This is a genomic window from Celeribacter sp. ULVN23_4 (assembly GCF_054788345.1).
In genome coordinates this window covers 167,162-180,882 of sequence record NZ_JBTVYO010000008.1, presented here as the reverse complement: position 1 = coordinate 180,882, position 13,721 = coordinate 167,162, and the positions used below count along the sequence as shown (strand labels likewise).

At 57.9% G+C, this 13,721-nt stretch carries 12 protein-coding genes; 8 read left to right on the top strand and 4 right to left on the bottom strand.

Features of this window, described 5'->3' with window-relative positions; all coding sequences use genetic code 11:
- The first annotated feature begins 406 nt into the window (after nt 1-406).
- From ACYBHZ_RS16465 to ACYBHZ_RS16440, 6 genes are all read left to right on the top strand, one after another.
- The gene (locus ACYBHZ_RS16465) at nt 407-1,207 is read left to right on the top strand and encodes a UDP-2,3-diacylglucosamine diphosphatase (protein ID WP_460275383.1); all 801 of its coding nucleotides are present in this window, start codon (nt 407-409) and stop codon (nt 1,205-1,207) included.
- 2 nt (nt 1,208-1,209) lie between these two features.
- Nucleotides 1,210-2,343, top strand: coding sequence for a glycosyltransferase (locus tag ACYBHZ_RS16460; RefSeq protein WP_460275382.1), 1,134 nt, complete (start codon nt 1,210-1,212; stop codon nt 2,341-2,343).
- Nucleotides 2,330-2,902 (top strand): DedA family protein, encoded by a 573-nt coding sequence (locus ACYBHZ_RS16455; protein ID WP_460275381.1) that lies wholly within the window; start codon nt 2,330-2,332, stop codon nt 2,900-2,902. Before ACYBHZ_RS16460 ends, ACYBHZ_RS16455 begins: the two co-directional genes overlap by 14 nt.
- The gene (locus tag ACYBHZ_RS16450) at nt 2,899-3,597 is read left to right on the top strand and encodes a glycosyltransferase family 2 protein (protein WP_460275380.1); all 699 of its coding nucleotides are present in this window, start codon (nt 2,899-2,901) and stop codon (nt 3,595-3,597) included. The genes ACYBHZ_RS16455 and ACYBHZ_RS16450 overlap by 4 nt, the downstream gene beginning before the upstream one ends.
- A gap of 229 nt (nt 3,598-3,826) precedes the next feature.
- On the top strand, nt 3,827-4,801 hold the full coding sequence (locus ACYBHZ_RS16445) for an XdhC family protein (protein WP_460275379.1): 975 nt from the start codon (nt 3,827-3,829) through the stop codon (nt 4,799-4,801).
- Entirely contained in the window at nt 4,798-5,364 is a 567-nt protein-coding gene (locus tag ACYBHZ_RS16440) for a nucleotidyltransferase family protein (RefSeq protein ID WP_460275378.1), read from the top strand. The genes ACYBHZ_RS16445 and ACYBHZ_RS16440 overlap by 4 nt, the downstream gene beginning before the upstream one ends.
- A gap of 56 nt (nt 5,365-5,420) precedes the next feature.
- On the opposite strand, the gene ACYBHZ_RS16435 is transcribed toward ACYBHZ_RS16440, so the two are convergent.
- The 3 genes from ACYBHZ_RS16435 to ACYBHZ_RS16425 are packed head-to-tail and all read right to left on the bottom strand — an operon-like array spanning nt 5,421 to nt 9,520.
- The gene (locus ACYBHZ_RS16435) at nt 5,421-7,733 is read right to left on the bottom strand and encodes a xanthine dehydrogenase family protein molybdopterin-binding subunit (RefSeq protein ID WP_460275377.1); all 2,313 of its coding nucleotides are present in this window, start codon (nt 7,731-7,733) and stop codon (nt 5,421-5,423) included.
- Nucleotides 7,726-8,199 (bottom strand): (2Fe-2S)-binding protein, encoded by a 474-nt coding sequence (locus ACYBHZ_RS16430; RefSeq protein WP_460275376.1) that lies wholly within the window; start codon nt 8,197-8,199, stop codon nt 7,726-7,728. Before ACYBHZ_RS16430 ends, ACYBHZ_RS16435 begins: the two co-directional genes overlap by 8 nt.
- A gap of 19 nt (nt 8,200-8,218) precedes the next feature.
- Complete coding sequence (locus ACYBHZ_RS16425; RefSeq protein ID WP_460275375.1) at nt 8,219-9,520, bottom strand: c-type cytochrome; 1,302 nt, start codon at nt 9,518-9,520, stop codon at nt 8,219-8,221.
- Between the two features lie 657 nt (nt 9,521-10,177).
- On the opposite strand from ACYBHZ_RS16425, the gene ACYBHZ_RS16420 reads away from it, so the two are divergent.
- Nucleotides 10,178-10,747, top strand: a complete 570-nt coding sequence (locus ACYBHZ_RS16420; protein ID WP_460275374.1) for a hypothetical protein — start codon at nt 10,178-10,180, stop codon at nt 10,745-10,747.
- Between the two features lie 86 nt (nt 10,748-10,833).
- Complete coding sequence (locus ACYBHZ_RS16415; protein WP_460275373.1) at nt 10,834-12,090, top strand: surface lipoprotein assembly modifier; 1,257 nt, start codon at nt 10,834-10,836, stop codon at nt 12,088-12,090.
- Nucleotides 12,091-12,093: 3 nt separating this feature from the next.
- Here ACYBHZ_RS16415 and ACYBHZ_RS16410 read toward each other — a convergent pair whose 3' ends face one another.
- Nucleotides 12,094-13,674 (bottom strand): bifunctional helix-turn-helix transcriptional regulator/alpha/beta hydrolase, encoded by a 1,581-nt coding sequence (locus ACYBHZ_RS16410; RefSeq protein WP_460275372.1) that lies wholly within the window; start codon nt 13,672-13,674, stop codon nt 12,094-12,096.
- Nucleotides 13,675-13,721 lie beyond the last annotated feature (47 nt).

Sequence of the window (13,721 nt, the reverse complement as noted above, 5' to 3'; positions counted from 1 at the left end):
CGTCTTTCTCACAAGCCTGATGAGGATGACCATGTGGTAAGTCGCAGGAGGGGACCGGCGTGCTTTGGACTGTGAAAGGCATAAAAGACTGCATTTCTGCGCCGTCTGGGAGGTAATGAAGTGGTCTTGGAACACTTGTGAGACGCCGAAAAAGCTCTGACCTCGGGTCCAAAATCTTCACGCTTCCCATACTGAAATGTCACGAAACCATCACATGCACCCTGCATGCATGCGCTCAAGACAGATCATACGGTTCTGCGGTACAGGCCTTGAAATTTGACAAACGGATTTCATCTGTAGGATTAGAGTGCGCTGGATTTACCAAAATCGAGCTTGCTTCAAACAGATGCGACATTCGATCCGTACGAACAAGACCGGCGCCGCACGTGAGCCAAATGGAGGCCAAATGCTGTGGTCTATCGCACCTTCGCGGGTCAAAACCCTTTTTCTCTCCGATCTTCATCTCGGTGCACGAGCGGCGCGGCCAAAGGCGGCGTTGGATTTTTTGCGTGCCCATGAGGCCGAGACGATCTTTCTCGTCGGGGACATTCTCGACATCTGGCACGGTGGCCGGATTTTTTGGTCGCGCGCGGCTGAAGAGATCAAGGAAGAACTGAACCGGCGGGTCGCGCGGGGCGTTCGCGTCATCTACCTCTCGGGTAATCACGATGCCCCCTTGCGCCAACCAGAGGCGAGCGTTCCGGACGGTTGGGAACTTCATGAACGGCTGGTCCACCCTGCGGCAGACGGGCAGAATTATCTGGTGCTGCATGGCGATCAATGTGACTCACGTTTGATGCGCCAGCATTTCATGACCCGGTTGGGCAGTCGTGCCGATGCTTTCCTGCGTGGAATTGACGACTGGCTCGGGCGGCGTCTCCTGACACGCGTACCTGATCAACCCACTCGGATTGAGCGGGTGATTACGCGGTTCAACAGCCTGTTTGTCATGGCCGGCCGGTTTGAGGCCCGAATGGTTGCTTTGGCGCGCGATAGCGGTGCGGATGGCGTGATTTGCGGTCATTCCCACAAACCGATGCTACGAAAAATCGAGGGCACGATCTACGCCAACTGCGGCGATTGGATCGACAGTTTTACAGCGCTCACCGAAGCCTATGATGGCACGCTTCGCCTCGTTGAGTGGACGAGTTCTGGCCAAGCAGAGCCAGTGCTCGCACCGCAAAGCGCCTTGTTAAGGGACAACTGATCATGATGTCAGAACTGCTTCTTTCCGCTGTCGCGACCCTGTCTCTCTCGGCCCATCTCGGCAGCGCAGGCCTCGCCTCAGCGCGGCCTTGGCTCCAGAAGTCTAGGACGTCCACACCGCCGTTCCGCCCTCATCTGGTGTTGATCCGACCGGTGAAAGGGCTCGATCCCTATGATCGGCTCACGTTGGGCAGCTCGTTCATTCAAGACTATCCCGATTACGAAATTCTGTTCTGTGCAGAACATGCGGATGATCCGGCCTGTGATGCGATCCGCGACATGATCGCAGATCATCCTGAGGTGCCCGCACAGTTGCTCGTCGGTGAAAGCAGCCTGAGCGCGAACCCCAAGCTGAACAATGTTGAAAAAGGGGTCATGGCGGCGTCAGGGGATTGGTTTGTCCTCGCGGACTCCAACCTTTTCCTGGACCCTGATTACCTCGCTATGCTCGCTGACACCTGGGGAGAGGATGTTGGGTTGGTATCCGGCCCTCCGTTCGGCGCGATGCCCTGCAATTTCTGGGGCGCGGTGGAATGCGCGTTCCTCAATACCAATCAGGGCCGCTGGCAGCTGGCCGCCGATGTTCTGGGGATCGGGTTTGCGCAGGGCAAAACCCTGTTCTGGAACCGTAAGATCCTGAATGCCGGGGGCGGACTTGCTGCACTTGGCCGCGATACCGCCGAAGATGTCGGCTCGACCAAACTGGTGCGCCAACAAGGGTTGCGTGTGCGGTTGCCCGCGCGCCTGTCCCGGCAGCCGGTGAGCAAACGCACCGCAAAGGCGGTCTGGGATCGGCAACTGCGTTGGAGCATCATTCGCCGCGATGGTTTCCCGGCCTTGTTCGGTCTCGAAATTCTCCAAGGCCCTCTGGTCGGCCTCTTGTGCCTTTTGGCTCTGGCCTTGGCAGGGCATATCTCCGCAGCCTTGCCCTTGATCTATCTGGCCCTTTGGTATGGCGCGGAGGCGCTGTTCGCACGGGTTTACGAGTTGCCGCTCAATCTGCGGGATTTGGCCGCGATGATGATGCGCGATGTCATGCTTCCTGCCCTTTGGGTGCTGAGCCTGTTCCGGCGCAAGTTTGAATGGCGCGGCAATCGCATGATGGCCGAAGTGGCGTCGAAACATGTTCGGCCTTGAGACCGTTGCCGCGTTGATCGGCAAATACGGGCTGACGCTCGTGGCGCCAGTCGCTGTTGTCGAGGGGCCGATCGTGACGGTGATCGCGGCCTGGTTGGCCAGTACGGGGCGGCTTGATCTGTGGTCTGTGATCGTTGTGGTGATCCTCGCCGATCTGCTTGGCGATTTTATCGGCTACGGGCTCGGGCGATGGGGGCTTGCGCGATTGCCAGAGGGCTGGCGGCGCAAGTTGGGCCTTCGCCCTGCGCGGATGAAAGGTCTGGCAGGTTATTTCGCCGATAAGGGCGGGCGGACGCTGCTTCTCGGCAAGCTGACCCATTCCATGGGCTTTCCAGTCCTCGTTGCCGCAGGCACGGCGCGCATGCGGATCGATCAGTTCCTTTGGTACAATTTTCTCGGGACCGTGCCGAAAAGCCTGTTCTTCGTGGCCATCGGCTACAGCTTTGGTTCCGTCTACACGCGCGTTGATCATTGGATCGGGCGTGGGTCATTGATCCTTCTGGTGTTCCTGTTGGTCTCCCTTGGCCTCTTTCTTTTCTATCGAAAGGCGCACCGATGACCCAACCGCGTCTCAGTTGCATTATCCCGGCATTCAACGAAGCGCCGCGCATTGGCCGGGTGCTCGATGTGACGCTCGCAACGCCCGAGATCGACGAGGTGATCGTCGTGGACGATGGCTCCTCCGATGCGACCGCTGAGATCGCCGAGGCGCGGGCACAGACATGCGCGCGCGTTCGGGTCATCCGTCAGGCACAGAACGGCGGCAAGACGCGCGCCGTCGCCACCGGGCTTCGGGTGGCGCAGGGACAGTATGTTATGTTTCTGGACAGCGATTTGATGGGGTTGACCCCTGCGCACCTGTCGCGATTGAGCCAGCCTGTTCTAAGCGAATCCGTTGGTGCTTCGATCTCCTTGCGCGGCAATGCGCCAGCACCCTGGCGTCTCATCGGGCTGGATTACATTTCCGGGGAGCGCGTCATGGCGAAGGACGTGATGGCCACCGCGCTCAATGAGCTTGATGGCTTGCCGCGTTTCGGGCTTGAGGTCTTCATGAACCGTCTTTGGCTTAAGGCGGGGACCTCGATTACCGTGGTGGTTTGGCCTGATGTGGCAAGTCCTCTGAAATCAGAGAAATACGGCACATTTCAAGGCCTGAAGGCCGATGCTGGGATGATCCGTGATATTTTCAGAACCGTCGGCCTCTGGACCGTTCTGACACAGATCTACGGCTTGCGTCGCCGTAAACGGCAATGATCCTGCCTTAAATAGAGATAAAGCGTTTCGACTTTAACTTGATCTATCACATAAAGTCGAAACGCCCGCTCCGCTTGGACGTTGCACCGCGTTTCTGCTCAAACCCTGATTCAGGTTTAAGTAGAAACGCTTTAGGATAGCACCGTCATTGGCTCTCTTGATCCATGCATTTGCCGTCTGTCGCGCTGATTGCCATTGTCTGTGAAGACAGACAGGATAAAACAGCGTGATGATCCATGTTCGTGCTTTCGATTTTCCCATCGCTTCCGCCATTTCTCATGCTGAAAAACTGTCTTTGGATGACGATCCCTCCTGTGTGCTGGCGGTGATTGCAGCCACCGGTGGGCCGTCTTTTCGACCTGTGGGAGCGACGATGATCGTGATGGCAGACGGCACATGTTTCGGAGCGCTGTCGTCGGGCTGTATCGACGGAGATGTTGCACATCATGCTGCGCGCGCGCTTCGGAACAAGACGCCGCTCAAACTTCGGTATGGGCAGGGATCCCCTTTTATGGACATTCAACTTCCCTGTGGTGGATCATTGGATATTTTCCTGATGCCGCTCAATGATGTCAGACGACTTACAGCCCTCCATGACATACTTGCCGAGCGACGAGACGGAACCCTTGCTCTTGATATGGAGCGGGGAGATGTGGTGCTGGAAGAGGGTGCTCAGGGTGAGCTGCAGCTTCACATTCAGCCTGATACAAGGTTCGTGATCTTCGGTACGGGGACCGAGGCGGCGGCGTTCGCCACAATGGCGGCGGCGGCGGGGTATGGCAGTATCTTGCTCTCGCCCAACACCGACACGCTTGAAATGGCACAGCGTCAGATGCCTGGTCTAAGCACGAGGTTGATGATGAGTGAAAAACTGCCTGAAGATCTCGAGATCGACCGCTATACCGCAATCGCCTTGTTTTTTCACAGCCATGACTGGGAGGTGGATATCCTCAGACAGCTGCTTGGCTCCGCGGCGTTTTACATCGGTGCACAGGGGAGCTTGCGCACTGCAACAGCGCGTATTGCCAGCCTGCGCGCGATGGGGCTCAGCGAGGTTGATCTGGAACGGATAAAAGGGCCGATTGGTGTCATTCGGTCTACCCGCGATCCACGCACGTTGGCGGTTTCGGTGCTGGCGGAGGTGCTGGCCTGTGAAAATGTGGCGTTGGCAGAGGCTCGGGCTATCGAGGGACACGGCTCTTGACACGCGCGGGGCTTGTTCTGGCGGCCGGACATTCGCGGCGCTTCGGTGTCGAGAACAAGCTGCTTGCTTCTGTGCAACACAAGCCACTATGCGGCTATGCCTGTGAGACGATGCGCAACACGGCACTCGATTTGCGGATCGCTGTGGTGTCAAATGAGGCGGTCGCGGAGGTGTTTCGGCAGGCGGGATTCGATGCTGTTGTCATGCTCGGCGGTGACATTGTCCAAAGCGATAGCCTTCGGGCAGGAACCGAAGTTGCGCAAGGCGCTGGAGTGGACCAACTTCTGATCACGTTGGCGGATATGCCGATGGTGCCAACCCAGCATCTCGACGCGCTTTTGCAACGTGGAACAAACGATCCTGTGGCGAGCTTTGATGGGGTGAAGGTCATGCCTCCCGTAGTTTTTCCAGCACGGTTATTCCCCGATTTATGCGCCTTGAGTGGAGATCGCGGGGCAGGGGCGTTGATCCGGGATTTGCCTGCGGACCAGCGCATCGCGTTGCCAGCCAAGGTCTTAATCGACATTGATACGCCGGAAGACGTCTTTCGGCTGCGACTGTAAAATCACAAAAAATCGGGGCGGCTGATGCCACCCCGATCTATTTTCGAAATCTTGGCTCAGGCTTTAAGAGCCGTTCGGATCTTGTCAGGTGTCATCGGGAGCGACCGCAGACGCACTCCGACGGCGTTATAGATCGCGTTACCAATGGCAGGGGCAACAACGGTCGTGGCGGGTTCACCAAGCCCCACGGGCACCTCAGTGCTCTCGATGAATTCAACTTCCATCTCCGGCGTGTCGATCATCCGCAGCGGTGTGTAGGTGTCGAGGTTGGTATCGTTGACATTACCGTCCTTGATCTCCGTGCCCTCATAGAGCGCCATGGACAGCCCCCAGAGCGCAGCACCTTGGGTTTGTGCCAAAGCGCCGTCCGGATCGACAATCGTGCCTGCATCGGTGACGAGATGCAGTTTTTCGACCGTCACCTCACCCGTCGCGCGGTCCACCTTCACGCGGGCGGCACAGGCTACCCATGTGGGCATGTCGCGTTCCTGACCAAAGCTCGTGGCGATGCCGATGCCGGTGTCGGTCGGAAGCTCTTCGCTCCAACCGGCAAGCTCGGCGGCGCGTTTGACCACGGCAGCCTGACGTTTTGCACCGCCCACAGCGTTCGGAGAGGAGCCCGCATTGCGCGCCTCGGCGGTGAACAGGCTGAGACGGAACTCAAGCGGATCACGGCCAAGTTTGTGTGCGGCTTCATCCATGAAGCTTTCCACGGCCCAGTTGGTCCAGCCGGGCCCCACGGAGCGAAGCCAGCCAGGACGGAAGGTCGCATTCGCCAGATCGTTCGAAATCGCCCGCACTTTTTGCGCGCCGACCGCATACCAGTGGTCGGCACCTGCGATGGCGAAGGGGTCATAGGCCTCGTCATTGATGCCCTTCGGCATGAAAGACGGCACCATGACCTCGGTTGGCCAACCTGCGGTCGCGTGATGTTCCATCCCGATCACAGCTCCGTCGGCATCGAAAGCCATTTTAAGCTGTTGCACGGAAGACGAACGGGGGCTGTCGAACAGCACGTCGTCTTGGCGCATCATCACCATTTTGACTGGCTTGCCGCCAAGCGCCTTGGACGCCAGAGCCGCAGGAACGGCATAGTCACCGTTGAGACGACGACCAAACCCACCGCCGAGCATATAGGTGCGCAGAACGACTTTGTCTGCGTCGACACCCAGAGCGGTTTGCAGGGTCGGAAGGATCAGAGATTGCCACTGATTGCCGGTGTGGATTTCCCAAACACCATCTTCATTTTGGAAAGCGGTGGCGTTCAGGGGCTCCATTTGGAAGTGCAGAACCGTCGAGGTGGTATATTCCGCCTCAAGCGTGTCGGAAGCCTTTTCAAACACGGGCGCAGTATCGGTGTCGCCAGTGTCGAGAATGGCACCCACATCAGGCTTGGCGATCAATTCGCGTCCGTGGTCCTGAATCTGTGCCTCGGTCACGTCTGCGGTGGGGCCAGCTTCCCAAGTGACCTTGATCTTATCGGCCGCACGTTGTGCCGCCATAAAGGTTTCACCGATCACCATCACCCAACCCGGAACCGTGCCGGAGGGATCATCAAGCGTCAGGGTCCGGACATAGCCTTTGACGGACTTGGCGGCGCTGTCATCGACATTCGTCACCTTGGACCCAAGGCGGGTCGGCGGCAAAAGCGGCGCAGCATAGACCATGCCGTCGATTTTCGCATCGATCCCGTAGATGGTTTTGCCCGTGGTCTTGTTGGCGATATCGAGGGCGGTGACCTTTTTGCCGACCAGACGCAGTTCCGAATGCGGTTTCAGCGGCAGGGCTTTCAGCTCGTCTTCGGTAAAGCTGCGGGAAATGCCTTCGGACACCAGCTCCGCATAGGTGATCGTGTTGTCGCCAGAGGTGATTTTCCCTTCGCGGGCCTCACACTCGGATGCGTCCACGCCCCATTTCGCTGCGGCTGCTTCGATCAGCGCGGTGCGCCCGGCAGCTCCCGCCTGACGATAGACTGGCCAGCTTTGCCAGACAGACCAGCTTCCGCCGGTGACCATCAGGCCCCATTTCGCTGCGCTGTCCACATGGGTGATGCGCACATCGTCCCATGCAACCTCAAGCTCATCAGCGAGAATACGTGCGATTGACGTGCCAACGTGCTGGCCCATTTCCGCGCGGATGATGTTGACGTTGACCTTGCCGTCTGCGTCGATGGAATACCAAAGCGACGGTTCATAGACGTTGCCCGCCGGGGTCGGGGGGACGCCATCGGGCGCCGCCGGGTCCATCGCGGCCAGACCAGCACGCGGGAAGCCAAAGGCGGCCCCGGCGGCTGTCATGGAGATCAGAAAACCGCGACGGGTCAGGTCTGCCGTAGCTTCACCACGCGGCGGGAGTTTGAGCTTAGCCATTGGACCGCTCCTCTTTCATTGTGGTTGCAGCCTCGCGGACAGCGTCTCGGATGCGCGAATAGGTCATGCAGCGGCAGACGTTGCCGGTCATCACCGCGTCGATGTCGTCATCGGATGGCTCGGGGATGTCTTGCAACAGGGCGGCGGCTTGCATGATCTGACCGGACTGACAGTAGCCGCATTGCGGCACTTTCAGATCACGCCAGGCGTTTTGCACCGGGTGATTTCCGTCTGCGTCCAAGCCTTCAATCGTGGTGATTGTCGCCCCCTCGACCGAAGAGACCGGCGTGATGCAGGAGCGCGTCGCGCGCCCCCCCACATGCACGGTACAGGCCCCGCACATCCCGATCCCACAGCCGAATTTCGTCCCGGTCAGGCCGATTTCATCGCGGATCACCCAGAGGAGAGGCGTGTCGTCTTCGACATCGACCTCAATCGCTTTTCCATTGATCGTAAAACGAGTCATTGTTTTTCTCCTGATCCGCTCAATGCGCCATCGCGCCTTGGGCGCGGATCTCAGCTACTTTCTGTTCCAAACCGTCCCACGGGGCCTTGTCCGTGCGGCTGGCGCGCAGATAGGCGGCGATCGCGGCGATTTGTTGGTCCGACATGGTGGAGCCAAAGGCCGGCATCACAACGCCTTCCATGCCCTGATCCGCTTTCACACCGTCCAACATGACATGGATGAGGTTGGTCGGATCTTCGAGACGCATGGCTGAGTTGATGCCCAGATCGGGACGGCCCTCGGCAATCTGTTGACTGTTGTAGTGACACGCGGCACAGGCCGTCGCGTAAAGGCGTTCGCCTTCGTCCGCGCGGTAATCCTGTTGCGGCATACCCGCCTCAAGCGATTTGATCACCGCGGGGTTCGTGGCGGGATCTTGATCCGGAGCCCCAACTGTATCGCCCAGATAGACGGCAATCGCTTTCAGGTCGCTGTCCGGCAACTCACGCAGACCGGCATGGACGACAGGCGCCATCGGACCTGCAGCCCCACCGTGGTAACGCGAGGAACCGGTTTTGAGATAGTCGTAGAAGGCCTGAGCCGTCCATGCGACGCCCGAGGGGTTGGCGGCGGTCAGCGGCGGGGCAATCCATTCGTCAATTTCAGCCCCGGCATATTGCGCTTTGGTTTCTTCGGCTCCAAGTGCGTTGCGCGGGGTGTGACAGGCGCCACAGTGGGCGACCCCCTCAGCGAGATACGCACCTCGGTTCCACTCCTCGGATTTCTCCGAATTCGGTTCATAGCGTCCGGCATCGAAGAATAGCATTTTCCAGCCCGCTTGCAGAAAGCGTTGATCAAGCGGGAATGGCAGGTTGTTTTCACGCTGCTCGTGAGAAACGGGCGGCACGGAGGACATCAGATAGGCATAGAGCGCCGAGATGTCTTTGTCCGACATTTTGGTGAAATGGTCGAAGGGCAGGGCCGGGAAAAGATGCGCGCCGCTGCGGTCGATGCCGTCACGCATGGCGCGCTCAAAGGCCTCTTCCGACCACGTCCCGATACCGGAGTCCGGATCCGGGGTGATGTTGGTGGAATAGATTGTGCCGAAATCCGTTTTCATCGGATAGTTCCCGGCATACGGGGCACCATCTGCGGCTGTGTGGCAGGTTGAGCAATAGCCGGCAGCGGCCAAAATGCGTCCTTGTTCGATCTGAGCAGGTGCAAAGCTGTCTGCGGCGGGCGTCGCAATCGGTTTGATTGCGGGATGCCATGCGTAGATCGCGAAACCGGCAATGCCTAATGCCGCAAAGGCGACACCACCGGTGAGTATGCGTTTGATCATTGTTCTGAAGAACCTCTGGGGATCTGGAGTTTCGGGCCCTGATGATCGCAACGAGACGATCACAGTGACATGAGTGCAGTGGTTTAGGGGCTGCTAAAGTGCACAGTTTAGTTCGGATGATACAAAATGCCACAGCGCTGCGGTAAATCTGCGCTTGGCCTAAATGATGACCTGTCTCGGAACTGAGACAGATGTGTTCAATCAATCTCGGTGGAGCTTGGGGACTGGCTCTAGGCGCCTCCTTCGCAGTGACTGCGGAACCAGTGATGTGGCATTGGGGGGGAGGTAACGGCCATTTTAAAGCGTTTCTACTTAAACCTGAATCAGGGTTTGAGCAGAAACGCGGAGCAACGTCCAAGCGGAGCGGGCGTTTCGACTTTATGTGATAGATCAAGTTAAAGTCGAAACGCTTTAGTGTTGGTGGGAGAGAACAGAACGGTCATGCCTGCGACTACCTGATGTTTGTAAGGTTCCATTGGTTCCGAAGCTCATGAGATTTTGTAAAATCCGCTTGTCTCATTATGCCGCTCAAATTTCTCATGAAAACAAAGGACCTATAGTTTCTCATAGGTTGTTTGGCGGTCCAAATCTTGGATGATTTTTTCGGGTCTTGTGGGATCTGAGTAAAACGACGCGCAAAGATTTAGGAGAAATGTAATGCGGTTTTTTGCAATGGCGGCCTTGTCGGCGGCTTCTCTCTCTTTGGCGGCTTGCGGGGGCTCATCTGTCGATGGGGATATGTCCGAGGTCGACCTTCCTGAACAATATGACAGCCTTGAAGGCCTCGTCGCAGCAGCCGAAAATGGTGACCTTGATACAGCTTCTGAAAGCCTGATGGCCGGTACTGTGACGATGTCCGGGGCGCTGGCGATCAGCGATGTGGGGGAGGATGAGGATCTTGAAGCTATCGGCGACATGACGTTGACGGCAAACTTCACCACGAATTTGGTCTCGGGTTCGGCAACCAACTTTGGCCTCTACAACGAGGACACCCAGGTTCTCGAAGATGAGCTGTCGGGTTCGCTGACGATCGACGGCGGGGTCACAGGGACCACTCTGACCGCAGATGCGACCGGTACGCTCACCGATGATGAGGACCATTTGATCGACATGGACATGGATGGGACCTTCTATGACTACGAGGGCCAGCTGGCGCTCTATGGTGATCTGGAGGGTACGGTCAATGGTGCCTCCTATGAAGGTGGGTTTGCCGCGGTCGAGGACTGATGTTGTCGCACGCGTTTTCATGAGTGCAAGGTTAACAAGCATCGTGTCGCCGGCAACGGCGGCACGATCACCAAAGGTCAGCTGACATGAAACTTTCCGGCAAGCGGCAGATGGGTATGATGCAACGGGCGCTTTGGAGTGTCTTGCTGCTGATCTTGATGGCGTTTGCATGGCGCGCGGAAGCCGCGACAGAATTGAGTGTCCGTGAGGCGCACGCCGTCCTGATGCAAAAGGGACGTTCTGTCTTGAAGGATGGAGAGCCCGCGAAATCCATCGTCTATTTTTCCAAAGCCTGGCGTTTGGCTCCGACCGATCCAAGCGCACAGCTCGCGATGGCGGAGGCTTGGGCGCAAGCGGGGCAGGTGCGCCGGGCAGAGGCGTTTTTGCGCCACCTTTTGAGAGAGCCGAGCCAGCAGAAGAATGCCGATCTCTATCTGGCTGCTCTGGGTAAGCTGGCGCGGCGCTACCCGTTCCAGTTCTCAGCCTCTTTTGCGTTTCTCCCCAGTACGAATATCAAGAACACCTCTTCGGAGACGTATTTCGACACGCTTTGGGGGCGGTTTACGATTGATGATGGCGGAGCTGAGACCTCTGGCGTGGGCGTGGAGATGGGCGCGCAGCTTCTCTACCGTCGTCCGCTTGCGGAGGGGCTGACATTTGAACTCGGGACCACCCTGCGCCGTGTCTGGTACGAGGCGCCGGAGTTACGCTATTGGCGTGGACGGCTGTCGGCGGATCTGAAAGCCGAAACGCAGCAGAGTAGCCTGCGCGCCGGGGTGCACGTCGACCGGACATATTACAGCGAGGTCGAGGAGGACAGTTCTGATCGTATCGCGACAGGTCTGCACGGGGCTTGGTTTAAGCGCCTGTCAGATATTAAGACGTTGAGTGTCAGCGGTGTGTTCGAGTATCGGAACTATCTCGATAAGGGGACCCTCTCGGGCAACTATGCCTCTCTCGGCTTGGGCTGGAGCAAGCAAGTCACGCCTTCCGGCGTGGTGAGCTTGGGCGGCACTCTTGAACGTAGTACGCCCTCGCTTGAGTATCATCGCTATTGGGGGGCAGGCTTGAAAGCGGGGTATCTCTTCGATCTCTCTGAAACACTGCGCGCTGGTGTTGATGTCGGGGCAACGCTGCGCCTGTACGATACGGACTTCCCATCTGTCGAGTATGCCCGCCGAGATGAGATTTACCGCATCGGGCTCACGTTGTCGGACAGTCGGATCAAGATCATGGGTGGGACGCCGAAACTGTCTTGCGGCTACAAGATCCAGAACTCGAATGTTGCGCTCTATTCATCGGAAACGACCGATTGCCGGATTGGGTGGAGCTACAGTTTCTAAGCGTTAGAAGGCTGGGCTGGCCTTGCTCACAGAGGCTTCGATATGATCGCCAACAAGATGGGCCAGAACGCGATGCGCTGCTTGGCTAAATACGAGATGCCCTGCGCTTTCGATGGACACGAACTGTGATTCTGGGATTTCTTTTGCGATTTCCGCAGCATCTTCTATAGGGCTTATCGGGTCTTCGCGTCCATGGATCATCACCACAGGGCAGCGGGAGCTCAAAAGGTCGGAGCGCCAGTCGCGTTGCAAGCTGACCATCTCGTCGATTGAGGCCAAGGTCGCGTGATTGGCAATTAAGCGTAGCCAATCGGCCAGATGAGCGCCTGCGAACAATGCTCTGAGATGGGCGGTGTCAGACTCTGATTTTCGAAACAGATGAGCCAGCCCCTTTTGAGCAAAAGCGGGCACGCGGCTCAGGGCATTATAGACCTGAGTAAGCCCAACGAGGACCCGAGCATCCGAACGCAGACGATGTGACATTTCAACGAAAATGGTCGGCGCGACGCTGTCTTGTACGGCTGTGAAAAGCTGAGGCGTACTGCAGAGCACGAGTTTCGAAACGTGATCTGGATGATGGCGCGCGAAATGGGTGGCCCAAGGGACGCCAGCACTTTCGGCAAGACAAAGGATCGGCTCATCAGTGAGGTAGTCGACGGCCTCGGCGAGAGCGTTTGAAAAGCGGGTCATGCGAATCTGCGCCTCCGCCTGATGCGCGAAATTGAGAAAATGTCGCGGAACGAGCAACATACGCAGATTTTGGGCTTTGAGGGTTCGGACCAATTTGTCGTCGAAAAGCACAGGCGAGAGCATACTATGGAAATAGAGAACTGGCTGGCCGCGCCTGGCGCCGAATTCCCAGATCGGGATTTCGTCATTCTCGCCGATAGAGAGGTGGTTGACGACCACGTTGCGCCCGAACTGGCGTTTGATCTGAGCGCTTTCCGGGCGGCGATCCTGAATTGGCAAAATCTCGTCGAGCACGGCTGCGGTGATGTCGAGCGAAAGGGAGCGCAGCAGAGCGGTTTGGGTCTTGGCCCCGAATTTTTCGAGAACAGTCCGGACCTGTTTGCGTTTGGTGTCGTAGCTTGCCCCGACGGTCTCAGCTGCCTCCTGTAGGGTTTTCCCGCTCAGCAAATGCGCGAGAAGGACATATTCCGAGGGCGCGAGCGTCATGCCAAGCGCGGTGTCGGAGAGCGAGGCGAGATGGGTCGCGTCGAGGTGGATCGCGAAAAAGGCGATATGCGAAGGCGTATCAGGCCAGCGTTCGACGCGGTCGTAGAGGAAGTAGAGCTTGTTCTCGATGACCGTGAAGGCGCAGCCGCTCATAGATTGGTGTGGCATGCACTGTTGCGTAGGGAAGGCCACATCGGCATCGAGAGTAAATGCGTTGATCTGGCGGGTTCCCGTCGTGTCATAGAGATTGACCGGCAGGCGGCACTGCGAAAAATGCCGAAAGAAGAACCTCTCGCTGCGAGCTTCGTCCTCAGAACTCAGCAATATGGAGTCTTCAGAGGGCAGGGACACAGGCGCTTTCTTGAGCGCGGAGGAGAGCGTTTGAATGAATTGCGAGGGGCGTGCCATGGGCCTTAGCTATCATGCCTTGGTGGTGTTCATAGCGCATCAGTGTG